We start from the raw sequence: 26,463 nt of genomic DNA on the forward strand, positions 1-26,463 counted from the left end.
TCGAGTTAAAAGCACTTTAGTCAAACCGCGACCTATACAGCCTAATCGACTATTCAAGTGGCTCGCGAAACAGAACTTTTTGTTAAGGGCATGGTGCTTTTAAACGAACCGTTCCGGCAGCACTTGTTGTCATTTCTACTGCGCTAACGACTTATCATGTGGAGCCACCACACGTCAAAGTCGTTGCCTTGTATAAATTTCCAACACCTAGCTGCAAAAGTAATCTTGAAAGATAAACAGCCCCTTAAAAACGCCCATTAGGCTGGGGTGAGATAACATTGCTGCATATAAGTGTTCATGGCGCTCAGCACATTAGTTCGATTGATAGTACCGACCACTTTGCCATTATTTACCACTGGGTAGATTTTGGGTTTTGCCCCCAGCATTTGCTCTGCAAGTTGTAACATGCTGCCTTCAGGTGACACTGACAACACCTCGGTTTTCATGCAATCTTCAACCGTGCTGGTTAAATCACAGTGGTAGCTACTTTTAAGCATCACGGCTAAACAATCCTGCTGTGATAAAAAGCCAACCAACTCGCCATTTTCACCAATAACAGGTGCGCCATTCTTCTTACTGTCTAGCAGTAGTTCTACCGCCACCGCTAATGACATATCAGGCTTTAGCAATACAGGTTGTCTGTCCATATGATCTTGAATTTTAATTGAATCCATATATTCCCCTTAAGCGTCATGCCTTAAGCAGCTACTGTAAAAACTAACAGTTAAACGGCAGACCGTTAAACCACTAGCATTAAATAACTATCCTCTAACGACATGAAACGGCAACAGCTTTATTAATATTCATTGTGTCTCATATTCAGTTTAGTCAAAAAAACAATAAAGCAACCATAGATTTAATCGATAACGCCAATACAAATAATCAATCTATCGCTCACATCAAGCTAACAAGTGAGCAAGCCACTTAACTTGCCCTGTGATTAGGCTCTCAATTTTGTACGTTATATGAATAACTAACATCATGCGCATTTACACATGTATACACAGAATCTAAATTAGCCTCACAAAAACCACGCGACTAGCTTGATAAACATTAACGACTAGGCGATTAGCACAAAGAGATGAGAGACCAATATGCGCAATGCAATTAAAAGCAAACTGATTGTTCTATTTACTGTATTGATGGCTGGTTGTTCCAACCTAGGGATTTACGAGGTCACTCAAGTCACCTCAAATCCTAGCCAACTCACGATTGCCAAAGACAGCAAAACCCGTAAGTCGGTGCTGCCAATTTTGGAAAAGTGGGCTTTCGAAAATGGTTACGACGTAAAAACTATCGACAACTATGTCATGGCGGAGCGCAATGAATACACGCTAACCTACCGTGTATGGTGGGGTTGGGATGTCGCATCTTACATGAAAAAAGCGGAAATGAAGGTGCTAAAAGATGGCGTGGCTGTTGGCTCACTTAAGTTTGATGCAACTGAGTATGGCGCGTTTGGTAAGTTTGGCGATGCAGAAGATCGACTCAATATCTTAATGGACGTACTGTTTAATAAGATAACGGTTGCCGAGGGCAATAAACGCGCGGGTGATGCTTAGCTCTTGTATAAGCGTATGTATTCATTCATGTATTAGCGCGTATACTGATTAAAACGATGCTCTGCTGCTTGTAATTTAGCAGCAGAGCATTTTTAGATTACTTATCTTTCCAAATCATCACTTTAGCTTGCTCACCATGAGCACGAGAAGCACGGTACATACCACCGGTGTTAAATGGCATAGCGATGTTACCCTTATGGTCAACAGTGATCACCCCGCCTGTACCACCTGCTTCGACCAAGGTTTGATTAATCACTTCATCAGCCGCTTTAGCAATCGACTTTTGTTGATACTTCACTTTTGCGCAGATATCCCCTGCTACTTGATAACGAATAAAGTACTCACCATGACCCGTTGCTGACACTGCACACACGCCATTCTCTGCATAAGTACCTGCGCCAATCACAGGCGAGTCGCCAATGCGATTAAATCGCTTAGCTGTCATTCCACCAGTTGAAGTACCAGCAACAAGGTTGCCCGATTTATCAAGCGCTACAGCGCCTACTGTGCCGAATTTATACTCATCCTTTAAGCTGTTAACCGAAGCTTGATAATCGCCATTTTTCTGCTCACGCTGAATGATTTTTTGTTTGGCATCAAGTAACTGGGCGTAGCGATGCGGCGTATCAAAGTGAGTATTTGGCACAAGTTGGTAGCCCTGAGTTAAGGCAAACTCTTCAGCGCCTTGACCATAAAGCATCACATGTGGCGATTTGTGCATCACAGAGATTGCTAAATCAATTGGATTTTTAATATGTTTTACACCAGATACTGCGCCTGCATTCATGGATTTACCGTCCATGATTGATGCATCAAGTTCATGGCCACCGTCAAAGGTATAAACGCTGCCAACACCGGCATTAAAATAAGGCGTGTTTTCAAGCACATTGATAGCTGTTTTTACTGCATCAAGGCTAGTGCCTCCTTGCTCAAGAATGTCATACCCGGCATCTACGGCTTGCTTTAACTTGGCACGATAAGCCTTTTGCTGTTCATCGGTCATACTGCTTGGCTTGATAGTGCCTGCACCGCCATGAATAGCAATCGCGTACGGTTTAGCATCTGTTGCAAGCAATTGTGGCGAAAAAACCATCCCTGTCAGTGCAAGTGTAAAAATTAATTTCTTCATTCTTTGCAAGTCCTTGATTAAATTGTTTGTTTAATTATTTTTAAACGAAGGTGTCCTTGCGACTTTACCGCTTTCTAGCGACAATAGACACATGTATCCCTCAAATATTGAGCTCTGTTCACCTTGCTGACTCACTGCGCCAAATTATTTTGTTTTCTAGTCATCGCATTATGTGCCTTGAGTGCCCCGCTTGCGCACGCGGAGTCAGTGCTTAAAGTGACAGTTAAAGGCACAAGTGAAGCGCTAGCAAGTAACATTCAGGCTCACCTTGGTAAAACACCAGAAAACGATGTACAACGCCGTGCGTTTTTATTCAATGTTGAAGATAACGTCACCAATGCCCTGCAAAGCATGGGGTATTACCATGCCGAGGTGAATACACAAATTGATAATAGTCAGCAGCCTTGGCAGCTAACGTTAGACATCAATCCTGGCGACCCTGTTACTATCAAATGGGTCGATATTTTGTTCTCAGGTGAAATGCTTGAAGATGAGGCATTTGATAGCTGGCTAGATACTTTAACCGTCAAGCCTGGCGATAGGCTGAATCACGGTATTTATAACACCATCAAAACACAACTGATCACCCTTGCCTTGGCGCGAGGCTATTTTGATGGCAAATTTACCTTGTCTGAAATCAATATCAATCGTGACGACAAAACCGCAAAACTCAACCTGCACTTTGACTCTGGTGAGCGCTACTTATTTGGCGATGTGACCTTTGAGGGGCACGAGCTAAACGACAATATACTTGAAGCGCTGGTACCTTTTGATGATGGTGCACACTACGCAACTACGCCGTTAAGTGCACTCAATCGTAACCTACTCGACACAGGTTATTTCGCTAGTATCAGGGTACTACCTCAGGTAGATAACCTACAAAATCAGCAAGTGCCAATTCGCGTTGCACTAGCATCAAAACCAAGCCACTCAATCGAAGTAGGTTTGGGTGTTGATATTGGTAATAGTTCAGAGTCTGGCGTTGACCCTAGAGTTAAGGTCACCTGGCGTACCCCACAAATTAACCGTTATGGCCACTTTCAAGACACCACGGCAGAATGGTCACCAGATCGCCCCAAGCTGTTAACCACCTACACAATTCCATTGTCACATCCGCTGGACGACCAATTAAAAATCCGTGTTGGTTTACTGCGTGACAAATACGGTGTCACTCAGGTTTATGATGAAGATAACCTCACATACAGCAATACAGGGCAGCTAGAAGCAACCAAGTATCAGCTAGCTGTTATCCGCCAGACCCGTACTGGTGGCAATTGGCTGATTGGCTACTCAGTAGAGGCTGTGCGCGAGTTCTATAATCAATCAGACGTCGATTACGACCCCGTACTATATCTATTTGGTTGGGGTATTTCGCGAACCCAGCGCGGTGACAACTCGCTGGATCCAAAATCAGGCTTTCGCCAAACCTACAGTATTGAATATGCTAATCCTAATCTTGGTTCAACCATTGAATTAACTCGCTTGCAAGCCAAATGGAAGTGGATAGACACCTTTTTTGACAAACACCGATTTGTTACCCGCCTGGATTTAGGTGCGAATATCGTCAGCGAGCAAGACTTTGATTTTGTACCGCCATCACTAAGATATTTTGCCGGGGGCGATCAGTCTATTCGTGGTTATAGCTATCAAGAGCTTGGTCCCTATATTGACTACATCAATAATGATGGCATTCCTGCGCGTCAGGTAGTCGGTGGCCGCTATTTAGCTGTTGCCAGTGCCGAGTATCAATATTATGTTACTCCTACCTGGCGTGTGGGCACCTTTGTCGATGCAGGTAATGCCTTTGATAGAGGTCAATTTGAACCCGTGGTGTCAGTGGGTGGAGGCATACACTGGATTTCCCCGATTGGCCCGATCAAACTCGATTTAGGTGTCGGCCTAAAAGAAACTGAAACCGTTGCTCGCTCATGGCGCCTGCACTTAACCATGGGGGCAGACCTTTAATGTCCGACACCTCCCATAAACAAGCAGGCCAACAGCCAGGTAAAAAACAAGCAACACAACCTCAAAGTGGCTTAAGTAAAAGCTTAAAGCGCCTATTTGGCACCTTTAAACTGTGTATGCGCACAGTGTTTTATGTGCCACTATTCTTAATCATTGCGCTTGCAGTACTTTTAAGCACGCCATTTGGCAGTCATTTAACGGTGTTTTTAGCCGACAAGTTTGTTCCAGGGTTAAGTCTTGAATACCAAGGCGGCGTGATCAATCGTGAATTGAGCGTCACCAATGCTAGCTGGCGTATGTCAGGAATTGAAGTAGAGGTAGATGCACTTAGCTTACAGTGGAATCCAGCCTGTTTATTCTACAAACAAATTTGTGCAAAAAGCCTCACCGCTAGCGGCGTTGTGGTCAACATTGACACCGACCGAATCGGCGCTGATACGGAAAATGTCGATACTGAAATTTTAAAACAGACCTCAGAGCAAAGTTTAACTATACCAGAAACCGACTCGAGCCAGCAGCCAACCAACGGCCAAAACCAATACTCAAGCGACAGCGAAAATGAGCAAGAGCTCGCTCAAGTCACTGAGCAAGATTTAAGACTCCCTATTGATATTAGTCTTAGTTTACTTGAGCTCAATGATGTTCATGTTCGCGTCAACGACATGACCTATTCTTCAGATCAATTGCGCGGGCAAGCGATTTGGAATGAGCCAGGACTTCAGGTTGATTGGCTTACAAGTCAAGGGCTTAACGTCAATATTCCACTTGGCAGTGATGAAGCGGACGCTAATGCAAGTGTCAAAGCTAACTCAGTTGTAAAGACACAAGCTGATGAGCAAACTAACGATTCAGACACTTGGGCAATGGCCGATTTACCTTTAGTTCGCATGCCGTTTGCGATTTTCGTTAAGCAACTCGATATACAACAAAATCAACTAACCCTTGGCTCGCGCACAGATAACTTTGCACATATCGCTTTACGCGGTAGCTTTATCGCCTACCACCTAACCGTTGACGAGTTAGCATTTACCCATGATTATGGCGACGCCGAAATTAAAGGCGAAATGCACTTTACCCGCCACTACCCTATGGATGTAATAGGTAACTTCAACTTTAATCAAGTTGATGAGCTGCCCGGGTTCACCGACCAACAAGTTGAGCTACAACTTTCAGGCGACTTTAGCCAACTACAAGCCAATACTGTGGTTACTGGCGAAACTCAAGTCAACCTTGAAGGGAAAATCGATCTCACAACGCCAGAGCTACCCTATGCAGCTAAATTAAGCGATAGCCGAGTTTATTGGCCGCTTGCTGGAGAGCGAGAGTATCAAGCTGATATTGATACACTGGTGACCGATGGCAATTTGACCAAACAAAACGCGACCATTAAGACGTTATTTCAAAGCCCATTTCACAGCGCAACGCAAATTGAAGGAACAGTTTCACATCAAGCCAAACAGCTAAAATTAACAGATGTTGATTTACGCTCTAAAGCAGGCCATTTATTGCTGGATGGTGAATTGAGTTTTGGTCAGTCAGTCAGTAACGAGCACGCAGGAACTGATAAGCAATCCAAAGAAGGACACAGTAGCGACGAGCAGTTAAGCACTGACTTGACGGCCTTTAGCTGGCGCGCTGATGTTATTGCAGATCACTTGATTATTGAGCACATTGAACAGCTCGTCGACTACGATATTTTGTCGGGTAATCTGAATGGGCAACTTACCACTAGCGGCAATGTCGGCTCCATAACCGAAGCGGGAAAAGAACAGAACACTTGGCAAGTATCACTATTTAATGCCGACCTTGATGGCGAGCTAAATGCTAACCCTTTCACCTTGAAAGGCGATATCGACATCAATCATAAACTGGCTATCAACGCCAATCACCTTGAAGCGCAAATGCTCGGAAGCAACCTTAGAGTCAATGGTCAGGCTGATGAAGTTTGGGATATAAACGCCGAGCTAACTGTGCCAGATTTAAGCCTTTGGGTTGCCGATACGCAAGGTACCATTCAAGCCAGTATTGATGTTAATGGCGCACAAGATAATCCTGTGGTTGATATCAATGCCTCAATAGATAATGCTGATCTAATGGGGTATCGCCTACAAAGCTTACTCGTTAAAGGTCAGTATCAACCATTGGCAAGTCATCTATTTAATGCACAACTTGATATCGAGCATGCGATGCTTGCTGGCGTGCACCTAGCGAAAGCGCAGCTCACTACAAAAGGCGATCAGCACAATCAAGATACTCAGCTCACCAGCGACGGTGACCTTGGCCTCAACGTCAAGCTCATTAGCCACTCAGACCTTGAAAAGCAACAGTTTGAAGGACATTTAGATAACCTGGATATCGACAGTCCAATTGGCTTTTGGCGATTACAGAACGACATTGTTATCAATTGGGACAACCTTGCCCAGCAAGGCTCAGTCACTAAATTCTGTCTAGGCCAATCAGAGCATTTAATCTGCTCGTCAACTGATATTGATATTGCGCCTACAGGCTCGGCAAATTTACAGTTTGCAGGCGAGCCGGGCAAATTGCTACAGCCTTATTTACCGCGCAACCTTAACTGGCAAGGTCATGCGGCAATAAACCTAAGCGCCAATTGGTTTGCCGAGCAAAAGCCAAATGCTGACCTGACGCTGATACTTACTCCAGGTAGCATTCAGCTTGAAGGTAATGAAAGCCGTAGCCTTGACTTTGACTATCAACAGTTAAAAGTCGACGCGAGTCTTGCCAACGACCTACTGAATAGCTCGCTTAACTTGCTATCGCAAGACTTCGCCAGCGCCCAAAGTAATCTCAGCATTGATATCGCTAATAACAAGGCACTAAGCGGCAGTTTCACGATCAATCAATTGAATCTGCTGCCACTTGTAACGTTATTCCCGCACTTTGCCACCCTTGAAGGTACAGTCTCAGCAGACCTTGATATCAGCGGCACGCTGGAGTCACCTGTTAGCCAAGGGGAAGTGAGAATTAATGACGGTGCCCTCGCCTTAACCGCCAACCCCACACTGATTAATCATCTCGACGCCACGTTGCAACTAAGTGGTCAGCAAGGCCAACTTCAAGCAGCTTGGCAGATGGGTGAAGGTAAAGTGACCAGCAAAGGCGATTTAGCCTGGGGTGATGGTGATATTAAAGGCGATATTCATATCAAAGGCGACAAACTGGCTATCATTCAGCCACCGCTAGCGATTTTAGATGTGTCACCTGATGTCCAAATTGTATTTGACACCAAACAGCTCGATGTAAAAGGTGATATTTCCATACCAAGCGGACAAATCACCATAGTACAGCTGTCAGATGACGGTATTGCGGTTTCAGATGACGTGGTTTACCAAGACTCAATTTCCGAATTGGAGAAAAAGTCACAACCTTACTTGCTCAGTAGCAATCTCAATATTAATGTTGGCGATCAAGTCTCAGTAGATGGCATGGGGCTACAGGGGAAGCTATCGGGCACCTTGTTACTAAAACAAGAAACGACTAAACCAGCACAACTATTTGGTGATGTAAAAATTAACCAGGGCAGCTACAAGTTTATGGGGCAAACACTGACCATCGACACTGGTGAAGTACAATTCTCCGGCCCGCCGAGTGTGGCAAACTTGAACATTGAAGCCACCAAAGAAATTAAAGATGAAGATTTGGTGGCGGGTGTGCGCGTAACAGGTACCACCATGAAGCCAGTGGTAGACATTTTCTCAAATCCAGCGAAAGAGCAAGCAGAAGTGTTGTCATACATTCTCACTGGCAAAGGCTTTAGTACCTCTAACTCAGATGCCAACAATGCACTCATGCTTAATACTGCACTTAGTTTAGGGACTCAACTAGGTGGCGGCGCGATTGACAATATTGGTAGCACAGCCACCAACCTCATCGAAAAATTTGGTTTCTCTAACGTACAACTGGATGCGAATGATGACGGCCGCGTCGCGGTAAGCGGTTATATTGGTGACAGCCTAATGGTTAAGTACGGTATAGGTGTATTTAACCCAGGCTACGAAATGACAGTGCGTTACTATTTATTGTCTCAGCTTTACCTCGAAAGTGTGTCGAGTACTCTAAGTCAGTCGCTGGATATCTACTATAGTTTCGACATTGAGTAGCTTTGACATTAAATAGCGTTGATGTCGAACAGTTTTTATAAACATACTTTTAATAAACAAACCTAGCCCCTGAGGTAAATTTCAGGCACAAAAAAAGCGCCATTAAGGCGCTTTTTTTCGCAAACAGCTATTAAGCGTATTTGAAGTCAATGTGTTCAACCATTGGCTTGAACGCGTGACGTTGCATAGCTTGAGCGCGAACTTTCACTTCTTTACCATCTAAAACGATAGTTAGGTCAGTAGTGTAGAAGTCTTCGTTCACTTGGATGTTGATGATATCTTTGTGAAGAAGAGTAATAGCTACAGGCTCTTTACCTGGGCCATAGATAACTGCTGGTACTTTACCTTCGTGACGTAGGCGGCGGCTCGAACCTTTCCCGATTTCAGTGCGGATTTCAGCATTGATAGTGTAAGACATGATTAACTCACTTATATAAAAAATTTGAGATGTCATCAGGGATAAACGTCATTTTCGACCAATAACGCATATGTGTATGACTCTAAACCAATCTGCTTCAGACAAATTGAGGCGCGAATACTAACATAGCCCCAGAGCCCTCACAAGCAATTATATGAGTTAATTATCATCAGTATCGCGAGCCAGCAATCGAACAGTTAACCCCAGGCGCGAACAGGCCCACAATCTACATGCACAAAACCAGATTTAGGGTAATAGCCAACCCCACCGAGCTTTAACGACATAGCTGCATCACGCAAATTCTTAGTGCTCACGCCAGGAATAGCAATATCCATTGCCATGCCTTTCATGTGATAACTCTTTTTAGCCACGCCATTGCTCTTAGCTGCCAGCATGTTATTGGTTTTTGGTGAACGGTAGCCAGAAATCACATGGATCTCACCATCGGTATCTAGCGTTGATTGAAGCTTATACAGATACTCAAACAACCGCTTATCCATTGGCGCTGCCACGTTTTGACGGTGGTCGCGCAATAGATGATTGAACTCGGTAATAATATTGGCTTGATACTGGCCGTCTACCCAAAAATCACCTTGGATACGCTCACCAGTGTGACGATTATAAAAGCTTAACTGTTTAACACCTTGAGTCGAACGACTCGCGTTAGCGGTTTTAGGTAACATACTTACCAGGGCAGCCCCACCTAACCCAAACAAAACTTGCCTGCGGGCAACACACTCTAAAGACATTAACGCACCATATAATTGCTGTTTTTTTATTCGAATCACGGGCAAATTATACGGAAGTGAAAACTATTGCAAGTGCTCATTAAGCTTTTAAAACCAGTAAAAATGCAGGTTTTACCATTATCATCATAAGAATTAGCCATTTATCACCAATAGCTAATTTGGTTAATTTTTAGCTCATTTTCACTTTAGGAACTAAATCACAATCAAGATCACAAACCTGCAACCTTTTAATTACAGCCATGTGTGAACGCTGTTAGGTAAAACACAATTTTTGAAAGAAACAAGAAAACTGTGGTTGCACATCTAAGTACACATTCCCAAAACTAGATGCTAGATGTGAGGTGTTAGATGGGGGTAATCGCAGTGCTGAGGTTAAAATTGACGCCAGTATTAGCGCGCAAGGCTATTTTGAGCAATTTTTGTGGGTACAGGCGTCACCAGCTTACGGTAGATGTCGTCACGATATTGCACCACATGCTGATCATTAACCCAGGCTGGCCAATAAACAAAATGAACTGGTAGTTTTTGTTTGAGCGAGAACCATTGAGTAGTCTCATAATCTGACTGTAACCGCTGCCAGGTGCGTTGGTCTTCAACCAGGTTATCAGCAAACCAATTGGCAAGCTCTTGTATCGACTCAACCCGCACACAACCTGATGATAACGCGCGTTGAGGCTCATTAAATAACTCAGGTGTTGGCGTATCATGTAGATACACGTTTAGATCATTTTGAAAGTGGATTTTATAACGTCCCAGCGCATTGTGTTTACCGGGGCGCTGCACTAATCGATACGGAAAACGCCCAGAGGCCTCCTGTTGCCACTGCTCAGCTTCTTTAGCAACTCGGTTGCCTGAGTAATCGTAAACATCGAACTGCTCATCAACCACATAATTGCCGTCTTTTCTGATTTTTGGCAATAAATCACGGCGCAGTAGTTTTCGCGGCACTGTCCAGGTCGGATTAATGACTATATTAGAAATCTCACCCTGAAATACAGGCGTTTGTCGGTAGGCTTTACCCACAATGACTCTTGAAGTTAGCACTAGCTGGTTGTTATCAACTAGGTGTAGCTTATAAGCAGGAATATTGACCAGTAAATATCTATCACCAATGCTGGCAAGGTAAATAGTTTTTTCTATAAAGCTTTGTGCAAGAAGCTGCGCCTTTTGATAAGGCGTGCGATTGAGCCAGTACAAGGTTTTAGGGCCAATCACCCCATCTGTTTTCAAACCGTGGCGCGCTTGAAATTGCTGCACGCCAAGCATCAACTCTGTGCTGTAAACAGACTCAGCTTCTATCTCAGTAACTAAGTCACCCAACAATTGCAGCCTTTGAGTAATCGCCTTGATGGTTTTATGGCTATCTCCTTGCCTAAGCAATCCACCTGGCTCAATTGCTGCCCAACTAGACTGTTGTTGTAGCCACAATAGTTTACGAATAGCGTTTTGCACGGCGAGATAATCTTCTACCTGCGGCTCAACTGCCATGGCGATAACCTGAGTTGACGGCACATGATGAAAATTAAGCTGATGATAAGGCAGGCTCACCTGACGCTCAGACCAAAAACTCACTATGTCGTTAATAATCTCATCTTGAAACTCAAGCTTATCGGCATAGGACTGACCTTGAAGTATATCAAGATAATGCGCGCGCCTGGCGCTTGGGTATGCTAGCTGCAGTAATTGCACATGTTGCGTCAAACTACGCTCGCTTAATGACTGCGCATTAACTGACGAAGCGAAACCTAAGCCAATCGCTAAGGCCGCGAACAAAACCGTTAAGGCGCATTTTAGCCCAGATGCCCTAGCATTCACTTGAGCAATCAACCTATTAGCAACCAATTGACTTTGAAGATTTGAGCGGGGGTATAACCTGACACAAAAGGACGTAAGGCCGAACGAAAACGCTGTAAATAATGAAACAACAAATCTCTTCATACTTAAAGTATGGCAAAGATTTTGGCGAATATTATGACAGTTCGTTTACTCGCGAAAAACTTCATACCTTTTAGGGAGATGAGGCCAAAAAAATTTTTTTATATAGTCGATTCGCCGCAAAAAACAGCACACGCGCCAGTTGTCAGGTTAATAAACGCTAATTAACTAGGTTTGATTCGCAATGGCTGCTATAAAGACCAACCTCATGTTTTAAGCACAGATGTTGAAGTAGCCGCGAATGAAAAAGAAACAGCTCATTGAGCGTATGGCAGCCAAGATGGCAATCTCCCATGCCCAAACAAAACCTCAGTTAGAACAGATCCTAGCGACTATTCATCAAGCCTTAACCGAAGGCGAAAAAGTATATGTACCTCAGTTTGGCACCTTTGAATTGAGATATCACCTTGCCAAGCAAGGACGTAACCCGCAAACTGGCGAGAGCATCGAAATTGATGGTTTTAACCAACCAAGCTTCAAACCTGCGCCAAAGCTAAAGGAACAAGTGAACAGCTAACCAATACGCTTTGCACTTAGCCATATAGACCCTATTGATTATCACCATTAGGGTCTATCAAAATCCACTGGGCCGACCGCTAGCTAGCATCTCTCACTAGCCTGACATAATGATAAATTCGAATTGCGTCATTTTGCGGGCCAAAACCTAAACTATAATCCTCACCATCCCATTGCTTTAAATCACTCCGCTGCGCTCCCGCGCCATGAACATCCACCCATTCAGCTTGATTTGCGTTATAACCCAGCGCTCGACCAAATGCGATATATGCCCCGGCTCTGCCGTAAAAGCCGTCGTCATAAAAACTGCCATTGGTTGCGTGTGTAGTATTGCTCCAATAAAAGCCGTAATCGGCTTCACCATTTTCGTTGAATATCATGGTACTAGTAAAAACAGGGTCAATGGCTGCGCTGGAATCGGTGGCAGGCGAGCGCGAGTAATCAACCAAACTGTGCAGTTCTTTCACATTAGGCAAGCGCCAGTCGTTATAGCCTAGGTGCCCTTCATTATTCATTTGCTCAGCGTAATCCAAGGCATCTTGCCAAGTCATTGCACCTTTAAGCTCAGCATCATCAGCAAGCGCAATAAAATCACCGCTATCTGATTGCACAAAATCCAAACCTGTTTTGTAATTGAAACCACTGGTATAGCCATTGCCACTGTCGGCTTGCATCCACATCAAATGGGTCGAATTGTCAGTCACCGTGCCGTCACCGTTATCAATAAAATCATTTTCGCCATAGCCAGTGTTAGCACGCATGCACATCACGTAATAAGTCTTCACTTGCCCAAACATAAGCTGCTCATAGCCTTTGATACGTCCATCGGCAAAGTTAACCCCAAATAACAAGTCCCCTGCCTCAGCACTCACGTAGCTGGTCGTGCTAGCGTACTGAGCATCAATCAAGCGCTCTGAATTGGCGGTGTCACCATAGGAGAAATCAAATACGGTTTGGTCAATAAAGGCTTTAAGGTAGGTTTGATCATCCGAGGTTGGGTCTGTGCCCTGAAAATTCATCAACGAATACAGCTGTTTGATGTTAGGTAGTTGCCAGTCTGAATAGCCAGCTAAGGTCAGATTACTACAGTAACTTGTGGCGTCATCTGATGATAACTTATCGTAAATATCAATGCTGCCATCGCCATTGGTGTCAGTGCTTTGGGTCCACATAATATTGGTCACATCATCTGTCACAGTGCTATCGCCGTTGTCAGTATAACTTTGGCTATTTCGGCTTAACTGCGCATCTTGACCGTAAAAGTTGTTGCCAGCGCTTGGGCAGATAATATCGACGAGGTTGTCGTAACAAGCGATTTGCTCAGTATCGACGATGGCATAATTTGCACTGGTAATGGTGTCATCACTGCTGCCGTCATCATCTGAGCTGGCATAAATCTCATCCAGTCCACAGCCTGACAACATTAAACTGGCTACAACAAAGGCTAAACCACTCAAAGGGATAATTCGTGTCATGCCCTACTCCCGCTTTAACTCAAACTGACTATTCACTAAGAGCTAGGTTATCGACTAATTGTGCAAGGAGTGTGTAGAGATAATGCAGATAAATAGGAGTGTTTATGGCGTTGCTCGCTGAGTACGAGCGAGTTAATGCAAGCTACTTACAAATCAAAACTGAATTGAGACGTAGCAGTCACCAGCGCCTTCGATGCCCTTAATCTCAGGTACATATCGCTGTAACTTCTCATCGCGAAAATACGAACCATAGGGCTTAGTAAACGCATTCATAAAATAACGATACCAAGACTCATCATGGGTTTGCGGGCCATAACGTGCATAGGCTTTCCATTTGTAATATTCAGCATGCTCGAGTGAGTGCACCACTGAATTACTCCAAATTAGATAAGTTAGCGGCACAGCTGTAGCTCTTAACTCTTCAGGAATAGGATAAATATGCTCGCTAAACCAATCAGAAAAAGCTTGTAACTCTTGCTCACTGAAGTTTTGTTTAAGCACATAGTCTCGAATAGGTCCGTAAAAACGGCGAATTTTTTGCTCAAATGGCAATCCACCTTTCGCTTCAACATGCCAGTCCATTACAAAGTTTTCAGGGTTAGCAATCTCCCTTGCCAAAGGTAATTCTGGCTTGGTTTGTTTTGTAATATTCCAATATTGCTGCACCCGAGCCAAAATCGAATCACTCGCCCTGTGATTGGCATAATCAGGCAACAAGGTTTGACACATATAGCTAGAGCTAGCCAAATCAATACCACCATTGTTGTAAATCAAGGTGTAACGGCTATGGCGTTGCAAGAAGTGTTTAAAGTGACTTTTAGGCAGGGTTGCAGCATAAACCGCCATAGCTGTAGGAGCGTGAAAATGGACAAACGAATGATAGTGAATTGGCACAGCTAAAAAACACGCCCGCTGAGCCCTATCCATAGTTTGCGCCTCACTCTCACCATCAGCTGCGACAGGAATAGCCCTATGGGACTTATGATCAAGTTTTATCAGTGCGCTGGGCATGTTGATATTGGCAAAATAAGCGAGATCTAACGCATCACCTCTCACATATCTTGCAAGCCCTGTAGTTGCGATCAACTGATATAAGCTTTCAGCATCAAGATCTTTCGACGGTCCTTTATCAAAATGGCGCTGCAAGCGGTAATAAGTTCTGCCAAACACCAGCGCAGGTAATTTAAACCAAAGCATCCCAGCATAATCCATCAAGCTGATGTCACCAGGCGCGGCGTGAAACGCTGTGACATCATTATGCTTTGATGTAAACGCCTGCTGATATTTAGCGGTTGATTTAAATAACTTCATTAGTTCCCTTAACGAATGACTGCTTCAACGAGATATCATCGTGAGAAGCAGATAGCGAACAACCTTAGATCCTAACCAATGACACATCACAATGGGCTTGATTGCTGACACCTGTAGCCGTTGAGCCTAATAATGAGCTAATGCCTGACTTGGAATGTGTACCTAAGACAATTAGATCAGCATTAATGTAGTTAGCTTGATCGCAAATCACCACGTAAGGCTTACCCACTTTCAATATGCTTTTCTTACTCACAACATCATGCTTTAACGCGAATGCTTCAAACTCAGGGATTGCTTTATCTTCAAGTTCTTTTTGGTAGTCCTTGGGCAAAAAACTGTAAGGCAGTACGCTGATCAAAATAAGCTCGCTATCAAATTTTTCGGCAAGCTGTTTCGCTTTTGCAATCACCGCATCGCCTTCTTCGCCAACTTCTACAGCACATAAGATTGTTTTGTACATACCAACTTCCTTTTCAACACAGTGACAACGACCATGACTCTTAGAATAGACTCATGTAACAAGCTGACGGTCACGCAAGCCTAATTACCATCAAATCAATTAGATATAGCTAAACTAGCGTTATCAGATGAAATTAACAATATAAACATATCAAGTCTTTGAGCTAGATTAAAAATTCAGCAAAATCACTACCACAACACCCTAGGCCAACTACTCTGGTACAAAAAAGCAGCTCCTAATAAGAGCTGCTTTTGTTAAGTTCAAATCGAACCGTATTGACTATATAAAGCTTCAATAATGCGCTTAGTGATTCAAATCCTCTAAACTAACATGCTTATTTTTACCAAGATAACTATCGAGTTGTTGTCGATTAACCGTCTCAAGATTCCCTGGGATTAACGCAACCTTGTTACCGGTCAGTGCACCGTACATAGGTGCAACGGTCAAACCATCGTCTCGCTCTTTGATAAAATAAGTGACATCTAGTTCACCTTGATGCATCGCGCTAACATGCGCTATATCGCTTAATCTCAGCTCCAGCTTAGTGGTATTTTCTGCATAATTACCCAGCCCTTTAGTGATCTTGGAAAGTGGTAGCACCATCACTAACACCACCATCAAGGCAACCGTTGATTTAGTCACTTTTTGATCAATACCCTTGTGCAAAAATAACAACCCAAGCATTAATATTGGTAGGTAAAAGTATCTGCTGTCGAAATATCCAGACAGAAAAAATGGCGCTAAAGAGGCGTTAATTAGCAGGAAGTAAAATATGCCCTCTTTGGTACTGAGCCTCGAATATTGCTTATGCTTAATAAATAAAACCAACAGGTACAGCAAAACAAAGTTACCCAAAAAAGCACGTAAAAAGTACAAGTTACCTTTCAAGTAATTTAGCGTGACCTTTTGCAACCAAGTCATCGTGTCATTAAACACTGTGTATGTTGCGCTAGCAGGAAAATCAGTTACATAGGCATGCACCGAGGACTTTACAACCCATGAGTTATCAGATACCCAGATACTATCGAAATACGTGAGGCTGTATGCCATCCAGGGCGTTAGTCCTAAAACAAAGCACAATGTCGGCAAAGCACTTCTAGATTGATATGAAAAATACAGCGAAACAAATAGCCCTAACGCCAACATATCAAACCTAACTAGACAGCATAGTCCCAACAACAAAGCGGCAAAACTAAACTTTCGACTTTGAAATAACACAATAAATGACAAAAACAGCACCATACTCAATGGAATACTTCTGCCACTTAATACTTCGTCGACATAGCCAGGAAACAAGGTCACACCTAACGCAAATGCTGCAGATAAGAACTTATTCTCCGTATATTGAGATGATACTTTTATCAACAAAAAGTAAGATATACAGGTGAGAATGACGTTGTAATAAGGCGCACTTAAGTAACTGTCAAAAAACAGAAAGTTCAAGCTAGCCAACAAGAGTGGATAAAGCAGTGGGAACGCCGCTGATTGCTCTAAATTAAAATAGCTTCTAATCGTATTTGGCTCATAAAAGCCAACATCACCAAAAAAGGTTTTGGACAACTCATAATAAGAGAAGCTGTCAGGTGAATACCAGTATCCTGGCAGCAAATACAGCGCCAACAACATAATCAAGCAGAAAGCGAAAAAGGCAAAGTGTATATGCTTTGCCTGTGCTTGCGATGCTAAGCCCACGAATTGTTGCTTACTTAACATTAAAACCTCTAAAGCACACCTTAAACAGGGTAGCAATAACGCCTAAGTTACCTTTAATGGGAGAGATTTTAGTCGGGACTTTACCTTTCGGATATGCCCTTGTGACTGGGATTTCAATACACTTAAAACCTTGTTTTGCCGCTTCAATTGCCAGATAGTAATGGTATTCGTAGCTAGTGAATACATCTCTAAACACCGCCATATTGTCATCTAGCAATAACTTACGGCTATAGGCACGAAAACCATTTGTGGTATCAGTATATTTAAAGCCAGACGCCATCCTAATCATTGGCACATGCAGCAGCTTTAACCCTAGAAGCCTAGATACGGGAGTATTAATTGCCTTGCCACCAGGGATAAAGCGTGACCCTTGGATGTGATCGTAGCCCTCTTCCAGCTTAACCACAAAATCATTAATACTCTCAACGCTATCCTTGTTGTTACCGTCAATAACAACCACACCTTTATAGCCTTTATTCATCGCCCAAGAAAACGCGATTCTCATTTGACTACCCAGTTTGCCCACATCTTTTTTTACCAGTAAGGTGTTTACATTCAATGCTTGCAAGCTGTCTACATTGGTTGAACCATCAGTGCTTCCACCATCAGATATCACAATGTCTACATTGAGATTGCAGTCGTTCATTCTTTCTAACTGCTTGCGTAATTTTTCACCCTCGTTAATGACGAATATGGCGACACAATAGTCATGCTGCTTGGCTGACGTAAAAACTTCCTCATAATTAGGGATTTCGTGATGCTCTGAAATCACACTCATTTGTTTCTTCCTGTTTGACTATTGTTTATTTCGTTATTTGTTGATGTAAACAAGACATTGCTTCTATTCTCATTCAGCATCACCGAGCTATTACGCTCATACACCACGTTATATTCTTTATGTTCACTGCGATCGCTCAGTAGTCGAGCAAGATACTCACCAAAGAACGACAGCATGGTGAACAAAATGGCAAACAGCGTAGACATAAATAGAATCGTTGTCGTCCACCCTGAAGCAACCGTGTCGTTAACCAAGTGAACGAGTAAACTGTAAACTGAATATATCATCGCCAGCATACTGCCCATCACGCCCAAAAAGCTCATCCAGCGAAGAGGCTTAGTTGAGTTAAACACCATATGGTGAAGCGTTTCTGTTACGCCACTAATAAGGCTTTTCTTACTAAAACTGTATAAATACTTGGTCGCATCGAATGAGTGAAGCTTATAACCCACATTGGCCATTCGCATATGCAGCTTGCAATAAAACCTGCCTGACTCGGTAATTGCATTGACCGCTCGGCGACTGAAACAAAAGGTACCAGTGCTATTGTGTGGCAAGGTATAGCCAATAGATTTAAGCAAACGACGAGATAGACGTCTTACGACTTTATACAGTGGAGATGTCACCTTGTTAGATGTACATACAATAATGTCGTGTCCTGACAGGCCACTTTCTATCAATGGCAAGATAATATCAACGGCGTCAGATTCAACATTTAAGTTGATAACAAAGTCACCAATCGCGTTTTCAAGTCCAGCTGCAAGCGCCACATCGACAGGCTCTTCCTGTGCCAAACGAATGTGCCTTATCGATTGATAAGTAGTAAGCGACTTAGACAGCTCAACTTCCATACCATCAGTAGAATGCTGGTCGATAATGACTATTTCATAGTCATTGAGGTTGTTTTCTAAATATGGTGACAATTTTTCGATGAATGCCATCAACTTACTGGTTTGATTATTTACAACCAATACAACAGAGACAAAAGTATCACTCTTCATCACTCGTTTAATCCTAATTCGGTAATTGTTTGCACAACGTCATATACGTTATCAATTTTTCCACCCATCACGCAGTGGAAACCTTCTAAGCCATAATTCGCTTTGAACAAAATCGGTCTAGAGTCGTCCGTGCCACTTCGAGGGAGAATAGTCTTAACCTCCCACAAAGAATCCTCATAAGTGATATCGTCTAAAATAGGGATATACCTTCTAGCATCAAGCTTCATCTTTCTAAACGCGGTTTTTCTTACATTTTCCACCGCTATTTTGTGTGCATTTAAGTATGCACTGTCATTGCTGTCATCCCATTCATAGTGCGGCGTGTAACGAACATGACTAAGTGAATGCCGCTGTCTCGCGGGGAAAGGCATAATGGAGAAGAATGGGCCACACATCACTGTGATCCCAAGGTTCTTCAATTCATCTGGTACATCGACGATGCACATTTCAGTCATTTCGTGTCGCAGCGGAATAAGGTCAATTTGAGACTCTGACAAAACAGCATTCAACATCGAGTAAGTACAATTGAAAACCTGCTTGCTCGAAACCGTCTTCTCGTCGTCACCACCGCTAATCGTCAGCGCTAAGCATGACGCAGTCTTCTGAACGCGAGTCACTTCATGCTCAAACATAATCTCAACGTTTTTGTCTTTTAAACGGTTGAGCATGGTTTCCTTTAAAATTACCGAGTTAAAGGCAAATTCTTTTACTTTAAAAATGCCATCAATCATATTGGGATTAACTAACTGATGGATTGAAGAACTTGCTGGCTCATGAGAAGCGCCGATACGGTCACAAAACTTTTCAAACTGATTCGGACTCACCTTACCGAGGCGGTTTGAAATCATGTAGTACTTGTCAAAATCGCTATCAATACATGATTCAAACTCATCGACAAATCGCGGGAACGAAATGCGGGAACGTAATGCAGTAAGCACACTACGAGGATAATGATACCCATTGTGAACTCTGGCCTGATTGATATATGACGCCCTTTGCATCGCGTCACTTTCCTTCTCAACAACCAATACTTTTTTATTTGATAGCGCAAAATACTCAGCCAAATATAAACCGAAAAAGCCGCCACCGATTATCGTGATGTCTACATTACTATTCATAGATTATTTCGTTGTTAACGCGACAACGCCAAGAGTAATCAAAACAATTCCTACAATATTTATCGTAGTAAATCGCTCGCCTAAAAACACAACCGAAGCAATAGCGACAAGAGCAATTGACCCACTGGTTAACGTTGGGTGCGCGACGTTCAAAGGTAGGTACGTTAGCGCTGCTGCGTACAAAATAAACGCAAGGCAATACAAACTCAGCCCTGAAATCAAAGGCAAATTACAAATAATAGATAATGGTTTACTAAGCTGTATCGGCGAAGCCTTATCGGTCATCGCAACCTTAATCAAAACACTTGCAGATGCATTCGACAAAATGCCTAACAACAATATTATCCACTTCATCTAGTACTCCCGTAGATGTTTTGCGTGAGTTCGATTGCAGCGCTAATTTCTGCCATTGACGCATTATTTTCCGTGGTTAACATTTCAATAGTCATCGGCATATTAGGCAAATAGGTTTTTATCGCATCCGCTGCCTGAAGGTGAAACAAGTTGTCTTTGTTCAATGGAGCAAGCTGAGGCTCACTAATATGGATGTGATGAACGACAGGCGCTACCGCCTTAATGATTTCAGCAGGAGACTCCTCATTAATACACATCGCGCCTATATCGAGTTGCATGCGAATATGAGGATGATCGATTGCTCTCACAACAGCTTCAGTATCAAGGCTATTTGTCATAAAGTTCGCCTGATAACACACGGGATTAGGCTCAAGGCACACCACAACATTATTGCTTTTTGCAATGTCACCTAAACGCCTGAAAAAGCTAATCGCCATTTCCTGAGTTTGCATATCATCTAAATGAGAACGGTCGCGGTTTCTTGGAGAGCCAAAAACTAATTTTCTTGCGCCAAGAATATCACCTATCTTACATATGTGAGTCAGATGCTCGAGCAACCTAGCTTGTACGGCCTCTTCGCCAAAAACATTCAGCCCCGCAGTGCCAAACAACAGCGCTTGCATCCCAATAGGCTCAATCCCCTTAGCATTCCAGTATTGTTTAACCGTTAATACCTGCTCTGCCGTCGTCTCACTTGGCACGCTAAAGTACTTGGGAGGCGCAACATCAATATGAGGAACACCGAGATCGTTTAAAAGTGTGGCAACATCATCGTCTAGGCTGACGTCCCACGCTATGTTAGAAATAGATAGCATTAGATATCCTCTTTAAGCGCTTCAGATTGCGCGTAAGAGCGAATAGCTAAAAAGACTTCTCGCTTAGCGTATTGGTAACCGAGTTCACTACCATACAAACTTGCGTGGTTTGTCTGAAAATCATAGCTTGCTGGAGGGTTAGTCAATTCATTGTTAAAGTCGAGATTAAAGCACTCCGAGGCGATATCACCAACAGATACAGGCTCAGCCGTTAAGTGCAGTAGATCAATATTGTTGTTAATTGCAACCTGAATGTCTGACCACAAGTTAACCATAGGATAAAACTGAAAAACGCCCCTACTATCAATAACATCAAGATTATTGTCATTTAAAAAGTCAAAGATTACGTTTTTCTTCAGACCGGGGCCAACAAGCCCAGGTAGGCGAACAATAAGGTAATTATCAAAATGAGACTTAACAAACTCTTCAAGCTCATGCCGATGAAGCCCGTAAGCATGAAGATCGTCTGTGTCGACTGGTGTTGACTCAGTAACTTGAAGCGGCGTCTTAAATACATCAACAGTACTGATTAAGATAAACTGGTCACACTTAATGGTAGACAAATGTGAAATAAGGCCTTGAATGCTCTGGCGGTCTTGTTCAGGATTTTTGTTTGCTAGCCATTTGACTGCAGGTGCGCCAGCACAAACAACTGTGCCAAAAGAGTTACCTCTAATATTTTCAATATTAGTCGAACGGTATAACTCGTCGAACTTACTTTGTTTTAGAAGAGTGCTACCAACAAATCCACTGTAGCCTATTAACGCGCTTTTCTTCGCCATTTTTGTGTGTTCCAGTCCCTATAAAAAACTGATAGCGATTGTAACAAAGTGGCTAAACTCAAGCTATACATAAAAACTAGGGTGTATGTTAACCGCATGATTTAAAAGTTTTTTATCAAAACCATAACCAGTTTTTAATATAAAGACAGATAAACAGTTAACTAGGCAACAACGAACTTTGTCAATGAGTTTACTCAAACCCACTGTTGGCATTATCGACTAGCGCTTAGGTAAAAAACGTTAAAGGGAAGCACATGCTCTAGAGTGTCAACAAAAAGGCAAAGTACCCAGTGCCCTTAACTGCTTGTTAACCTGCAGTATATTTCAATGCTTTGTGGGTATTTGCTTGTGCCATCGCCTTGGCTCAACTAAAAATTGAAGAACCAAGCTTAAGGTACTTTTAGGCTGAAACAATTGCGCTTTGCTTGACTTGGGGAGTCATATCAACGCCTCCATATTGGGCGCATAAATGCTTGGCTAAAATTAGCGACAAAGGGACACAAGCCAAGCTCTAGCCGTCCCATCAATAATTGACTTGTTCGGTTTTCATCGTGCCCATGTTAAAACTAACACTGCTACAAAACAATAAAGAACATAAGGCAATGGTTTACCAATACCATTAACAAAAATACGCTTTCGACTGTAAATAGAGAAAAATAGAATTAGTAAAAATGTTATGCCTAGCAAATGAATATAATAATCATTGGCACCTTTCAGTATTTTTGCATTGAACAATGATAGTCTTTTGACGTTATCGCTTGCCTTGACACTTATGTTTACTGAGCCCTTGGGCAGATCATATACACCATAGTTTAGGTTTGATTCATATTTACGTCCTGCGCTAGCACTCGCTTTTTTGGGCAAAATATTGTCATATTTTATAGTTTCTTCATTTGTTCTAATAATTATAGAAACAGGAACTTTTGTTGTTATCGTTTCAGTACTACCACCAGAATGAACAACCAAGCGAAAATTAGTGATCGAGTTGTCATTTAGGCTGCAACTGGCTTACTTTCCACTTAACAAGCTCAATTTGCACAATGATTCGCCACCCAATAATTCAGAGTTAAATGACGATACAAAAGCGATAAAGAACACCATAGATATAGCAAATAGTAACTCTGGGAATGTGGGTAATCTCATTGAAAACCTAACGCCCTAATAGGGGCTGATACTGCTTGGCTAAACTTGTGTAACGAAGCGGAATTGAGCCAGGCGTTAGCGGTCCCTTCACTTTAATGCGCTTGTTTTATTTTTTGGACACTCAATAGTTAATAGCTACTTAATACTCGCCACTGTACTTTTGGTTAGCTTTAAACGCCTCAACTTCCAAAGGTGCGTTCTGATATCCGTACTGTGCAAGATCAGAGAAGTGCTGAGTAATAATTGTTTCCAAGTCCGATCGTTCAATTTGTAACACATGCACTAATTCGTGAGCCAGTCTTGGTTTATCTAACTTGTAACCTGATCTGACATAAATGGAATAACCAAAAACTTGAGCGTCATTGACAATTCCCTCGCCAACAAAGCCAAGTGCCTCGCCAAGAATTTTCAAGGCATAGTTTTCATAAGGGAAAGGAACTTCATCAACATAGATGATTCTTACTTTTTCTGGATTCTGAATTCCAATTTCAGTTGCCAATAAAATCTCTCGCTCTTTAAGCGGAATTCCAACCTCCAAGCCTTTCGCATCAACATCATAAGCCCAGGAAACATACTGAGGTAAAAGTATACTAGAAATAATCTTTTCATAAGACAGTGCTAAAGTAACTATTACAACGACAACCGATAACGATAGCAATTTGAATGGTTTCATCTTTGACTTCCTTGCCTAGAACTAGTGACAACTAAATTTGTAAAAACATAGACATAATGAGTCCCCAATAAGGGGCTGGTACTGCGTGGCTATACTGTGAAGCGAAACTGAGCAAACTGTTTTTAGTCCCGCATGATTGGCTTGTTATAAGTACTTTCAACAAAAGCTGTAAAATTATTTATTGTATATGCAGGTGGGCACATAGTTATCCCAGACTCTGGATTATAAGAGAAAGTAACATTAATTTGATACTCACTATCCAAAGGCAGGCATCCAGTGCCAACACCTGTTAGTTCAGTTTTAAACGGTGATGTTGACAAGTTACCGTTTAGAAATACTTTACCGTTCTTAATTAATTCAAAGCTGAAAATAAGCTTTGTAAAGTCAGGATGTTTTTGATCAACGAGAGGAACCAATATCTCGAATGGCGTACATGAAAGGTATTCTTTATGTGACGTACGCTCTTTTTCAGGTATATCGTACCATTTAGATACTGATATTTTCATTTTCTCAGCATCTTCATATGAAAGGGTTGCAGGTGTGCCTGCTACAGCATTTGAGCTAAATATGAAAAAGATAAATACACCTAAAAACTTCATCGGACTCCCTGTACTTATAACGCCTCAATATTGAGCGCATAAATGCATGGCTATAATTAGCGACGAAGGTTCGCAAGCCATGCGTCTTGCGTCCATGCCATAATTGGCTTGTTAGTTTGCTGACATACACCAACTAGTTTTGATTAGGTAATGTGCCAGTTAACACCATGTACAAGCCCCAAAAAGATATTAGTAAAAAAATACTACCAAATAATCTGACTAGATTGGGTCTTATAGAAAAATCGGGCTTAATTGCACCTGCATTTAATCTAAAATATTTCATTACGCTTAGTAAAACAAATAGTAACTTTTGGTAACCTAAAGGCCAAAAAGTCAACCAAAACCCGAAAGAACCACAAATAAAAAGTACTATAATCCCTTCGAAGTCATTCATTTTGCGACAATCCTTGATAGTGAGCTAACGCCCGCATAAGGGGCTGATAATGCTTGGCTATACTTGTGCAGCGAAGCGGAACTGAGCCAAGCGTTAGCAGTCCCAATCACTTTATGCGCTTGTTAGCAGTACTTTACTGACCAACTCGCAGTTCTTTAAGTCGTGCTTTTATCAATAAACTGCACTTACTATCGACAATGCCAATTACCTTAGAGAAACCAGATTTTAAAGTGACTTTTAACTCTGAATTTTCAGTGAATTGGATAGATTGAAGATCATTGATATCTGCTCTCCATTTCATATCTTTTACAGTAGTTCCTTTAAACGTAAAAGAGTTCTCGTTTATCGATACGGTACGAGAAGCACTTCCATCAGAAAAATTGGCGATTAGGGCAGTGTCTTCAATGTAGCCACATTTAGTTTGGACAAACTCAGATTCGCTTGAGCACCCAAACATTAATAACGCTAGTGATAGCACCGCAAGTTTATTCATGAACACCAATCCTTTAGTACTGCTAACGCCAAGCTAAGCGGCGGGCGTTAGCCCGTCCTTGCTTGAGCGCCTTGTTAAGTGTTTGTAGCCACTTTTGAACCAGTAAAATCCGATACCTACCATTGGTATGCTTATACCAAACGAACCTAGGCTGGCAATAAAGCTTGGGCCCGTATATTGAGGTTGAGCTTCGATAAAAACGTTGTATAAAACCCAAACGATTATCGCGATTCCGATTCCAATAGCTGGCAATGCCATCAGTAAATAAATTAGTCCTTTAATTAGCCACATACTTTATTCTCGATTGACACTTAACGCCTTACTAATGGGCGCATAAATGCTTGGCTAAAATTAGCGACGAAGGAGCACAAACCAAGCGTTTTGCGTCCTTTTAAGTAACTTGTTAGTTGTACGCTACTCACCAGCTTCTAAAACCATTTGATTGCGCCATATAGTTACATTTGCCCACTTTTCATCTGTAACTCCATTATGTGACCAAAATACAACTTCACCTTTATGGTTGATACAGTAGTAATCGGAGTTGTCTTCGCAGATAGGCATTAGTCCTACTGGTAAATCGTAAAATTTTCGTGCGCTTTCCAATGCTTCATATATGTCAACGTAACTAGGAGGGTCGACGATTTGTAATGCATCTAGTGGAGCATCTCCTAAATCGTATCCAGATTTTATAAACGCCACATATTCTTCAGGAAATTTAAAACCTAGCTTATTTTGGGCATCTGCAATTTCCCTATCGGATGGTATTTTAATTTAGAATTCTTCCATTTACTCTGACTCTGATTGAGTACAACTAACGCCCTGTTAAGGGGCTTTTTATCAGCCTGCTAAAATGTGTAGCGAAGCGGAACTCAGCAGGCTATAAAAAGTCCCGATTAAACAGCTTGTTATATGCGAATCATGCATACTTAATTGTTTAATGCATAAATTTTATTTATTTC

At 42.3% G+C, this 26,463-nt stretch carries 23 protein-coding genes; 4 read left to right on the forward strand and 19 right to left on the reverse strand.

The features are described from left to right. Positions 1–257: 257 nt before the first annotated feature. The gene (locus G3R49_RS19055; protein ID WP_130602273.1) at positions 258–674 is read right to left on the reverse strand and encodes a CBS domain-containing protein; all 417 of its coding nucleotides are present in this window, start codon (positions 672–674) and stop codon (positions 258–260) included. Positions 675–1,094: 420 nt separating this feature from the next. Here G3R49_RS19055 and G3R49_RS19060 point away from each other — a divergent pair, with 420 nt between their 5' ends. After that, on the forward strand, positions 1,095–1,562 hold the full coding sequence (locus G3R49_RS19060) for an Sbal_3080 family lipoprotein (protein ID WP_130602271.1): 468 nt from the start codon (positions 1,095–1,097) through the stop codon (positions 1,560–1,562). A gap of 97 nt (positions 1,563–1,659) precedes the next feature. Here the strand turns inward: G3R49_RS19060 and G3R49_RS19065 are convergent, their stop codons facing one another. Further along, a complete protein-coding gene (locus tag G3R49_RS19065) occupies positions 1,660–2,655 on the reverse strand; it encodes an isoaspartyl peptidase/L-asparaginase family protein (RefSeq protein ID WP_245335415.1) in 996 nt (331 codons plus the stop codon). A gap of 198 nt (positions 2,656–2,853) precedes the next feature. Here G3R49_RS19065 and G3R49_RS19070 point away from each other — a divergent pair, with 198 nt between their 5' ends. Continuing rightward, on the forward strand, positions 2,854–4,656 hold the full coding sequence (locus tag G3R49_RS19070; protein ID WP_242620425.1) for an autotransporter assembly complex family protein: 1,803 nt from the start codon (positions 2,854–2,856) through the stop codon (positions 4,654–4,656). Then, complete coding sequence (locus G3R49_RS19075) at positions 4,656–8,777, forward strand: translocation/assembly module TamB domain-containing protein (protein ID WP_167870713.1); 4,122 nt, start codon at positions 4,656–4,658, stop codon at positions 8,775–8,777. Before G3R49_RS19070 ends, G3R49_RS19075 begins: the two co-directional genes overlap by 1 nt. 130 nt (positions 8,778–8,907) lie before the next feature. Here the strand turns inward: G3R49_RS19075 and rplY are convergent, their stop codons facing one another. The 3 genes from rplY to G3R49_RS19090 all read right to left on the reverse strand — a co-directional run bounded on the left by rplY (position 8,908) and on the right by G3R49_RS19090 (position 11,645). Continuing rightward, positions 8,908–9,195, reverse strand: coding sequence for a 50S ribosomal protein L25 (rplY, locus tag G3R49_RS19080; protein WP_130602261.1), 288 nt, complete (start codon positions 9,193–9,195; stop codon positions 8,908–8,910). 197 nt (positions 9,196–9,392) lie between these two features. After that, positions 9,393–9,944: a DUF882 domain-containing protein gene (locus G3R49_RS19085; RefSeq protein ID WP_130602259.1), complete on the reverse strand. Its 552-nt coding sequence runs from the start codon at positions 9,942–9,944 to the stop codon at positions 9,393–9,395. Positions 9,945–10,334: 390 nt separating this feature from the next. Further along, a complete protein-coding gene (locus tag G3R49_RS19090; protein ID WP_167870714.1) occupies positions 10,335–11,645 on the reverse strand; it encodes a murein L,D-transpeptidase in 1,311 nt (436 codons plus the stop codon). Between the two features lie 475 nt (positions 11,646–12,120). Between G3R49_RS19090 and G3R49_RS19095 the strand changes: the two genes are divergently transcribed. Beyond that, positions 12,121–12,396, forward strand: a complete 276-nt coding sequence (locus G3R49_RS19095; protein WP_167870715.1) for an HU family DNA-binding protein — start codon at positions 12,121–12,123, stop codon at positions 12,394–12,396. A gap of 79 nt (positions 12,397–12,475) precedes the next feature. Here G3R49_RS19095 and G3R49_RS19100 read toward each other — a convergent pair whose 3' ends face one another. The 14 genes from G3R49_RS19100 to G3R49_RS19165 all read right to left on the reverse strand — a co-directional run bounded on the left by G3R49_RS19100 (position 12,476) and on the right by G3R49_RS19165 (position 26,275). Then, positions 12,476–13,870, reverse strand: coding sequence for a DUF1566 domain-containing protein (locus G3R49_RS19100; protein WP_210147290.1), 1,395 nt, complete (start codon positions 13,868–13,870; stop codon positions 12,476–12,478). A gap of 153 nt (positions 13,871–14,023) precedes the next feature. Next, the gene (locus G3R49_RS19105; protein ID WP_167870716.1) at positions 14,024–15,181 is read right to left on the reverse strand and encodes a hypothetical protein; all 1,158 of its coding nucleotides are present in this window, start codon (positions 15,179–15,181) and stop codon (positions 14,024–14,026) included. A gap of 64 nt (positions 15,182–15,245) precedes the next feature. Next, positions 15,246–15,641, reverse strand: a complete 396-nt coding sequence (locus tag G3R49_RS19110; protein WP_130602251.1) for a universal stress protein — start codon at positions 15,639–15,641, stop codon at positions 15,246–15,248. Between the two features lie 303 nt (positions 15,642–15,944). After that, the gene (locus tag G3R49_RS19115) at positions 15,945–17,354 is read right to left on the reverse strand and encodes a hypothetical protein (protein WP_130602249.1); all 1,410 of its coding nucleotides are present in this window, start codon (positions 17,352–17,354) and stop codon (positions 15,945–15,947) included. After that, positions 17,344–18,132, reverse strand: a complete 789-nt coding sequence (locus tag G3R49_RS19120; RefSeq protein WP_130602247.1) for a glycosyltransferase family 2 protein — start codon at positions 18,130–18,132, stop codon at positions 17,344–17,346. Before G3R49_RS19120 ends, G3R49_RS19115 begins: the two co-directional genes overlap by 11 nt. Further along, the gene (locus G3R49_RS19125) at positions 18,129–19,133 is read right to left on the reverse strand and encodes a glycosyltransferase (protein ID WP_210147291.1); all 1,005 of its coding nucleotides are present in this window, start codon (positions 19,131–19,133) and stop codon (positions 18,129–18,131) included. The genes G3R49_RS19120 and G3R49_RS19125 overlap by 4 nt, the downstream gene beginning before the upstream one ends. Continuing rightward, positions 19,133–20,251, reverse strand: a complete 1,119-nt coding sequence (locus G3R49_RS19130; protein WP_167870718.1) for an FAD-dependent oxidoreductase — start codon at positions 20,249–20,251, stop codon at positions 19,133–19,135. Before G3R49_RS19130 ends, G3R49_RS19125 begins: the two co-directional genes overlap by 1 nt. 3 nt (positions 20,252–20,254) lie before the next feature. Then, the gene (locus tag G3R49_RS19135; RefSeq protein ID WP_130602241.1) at positions 20,255–20,605 is read right to left on the reverse strand and encodes an SMR family transporter; all 351 of its coding nucleotides are present in this window, start codon (positions 20,603–20,605) and stop codon (positions 20,255–20,257) included. After that, the gene (locus G3R49_RS19140; RefSeq protein WP_167870719.1) at positions 20,602–21,420 is read right to left on the reverse strand and encodes a sugar phosphate isomerase/epimerase; all 819 of its coding nucleotides are present in this window, start codon (positions 21,418–21,420) and stop codon (positions 20,602–20,604) included. Before G3R49_RS19140 ends, G3R49_RS19135 begins: the two co-directional genes overlap by 4 nt. Next, a complete protein-coding gene (locus tag G3R49_RS19145; RefSeq protein WP_167870720.1) occupies positions 21,420–22,202 on the reverse strand; it encodes a pyridine nucleotide transhydrogenase in 783 nt (260 codons plus the stop codon). The genes G3R49_RS19140 and G3R49_RS19145 overlap by 1 nt, the downstream gene beginning before the upstream one ends. A gap of 1,282 nt (positions 22,203–23,484) precedes the next feature. Then, complete coding sequence (locus G3R49_RS19150) at positions 23,485–24,018, reverse strand: hypothetical protein (RefSeq protein WP_167870721.1); 534 nt, start codon at positions 24,016–24,018, stop codon at positions 23,485–23,487. 122 nt (positions 24,019–24,140) lie between these two features. Continuing rightward, positions 24,141–24,617, reverse strand: coding sequence for a hypothetical protein (locus G3R49_RS19155; protein ID WP_167870722.1), 477 nt, complete (start codon positions 24,615–24,617; stop codon positions 24,141–24,143). 527 nt (positions 24,618–25,144) lie between these two features. Further along, positions 25,145–25,504: a hypothetical protein gene (locus G3R49_RS19160; RefSeq protein WP_167870723.1), complete on the reverse strand. Its 360-nt coding sequence runs from the start codon at positions 25,502–25,504 to the stop codon at positions 25,145–25,147. 414 nt (positions 25,505–25,918) lie between these two features. Beyond that, entirely contained in the window at positions 25,919–26,275 is a 357-nt protein-coding gene (locus G3R49_RS19165) for an SMI1/KNR4 family protein (RefSeq protein WP_348633946.1), read from the reverse strand. Between the last annotated feature and the right edge of the window lie 188 nt (positions 26,276–26,463).

Source organism: Shewanella sp. WXL01 (assembly GCF_012263345.1).
Classification (GTDB): Bacteria; Pseudomonadota; Gammaproteobacteria; order Enterobacterales; family Shewanellaceae; genus Shewanella; species Shewanella maritima.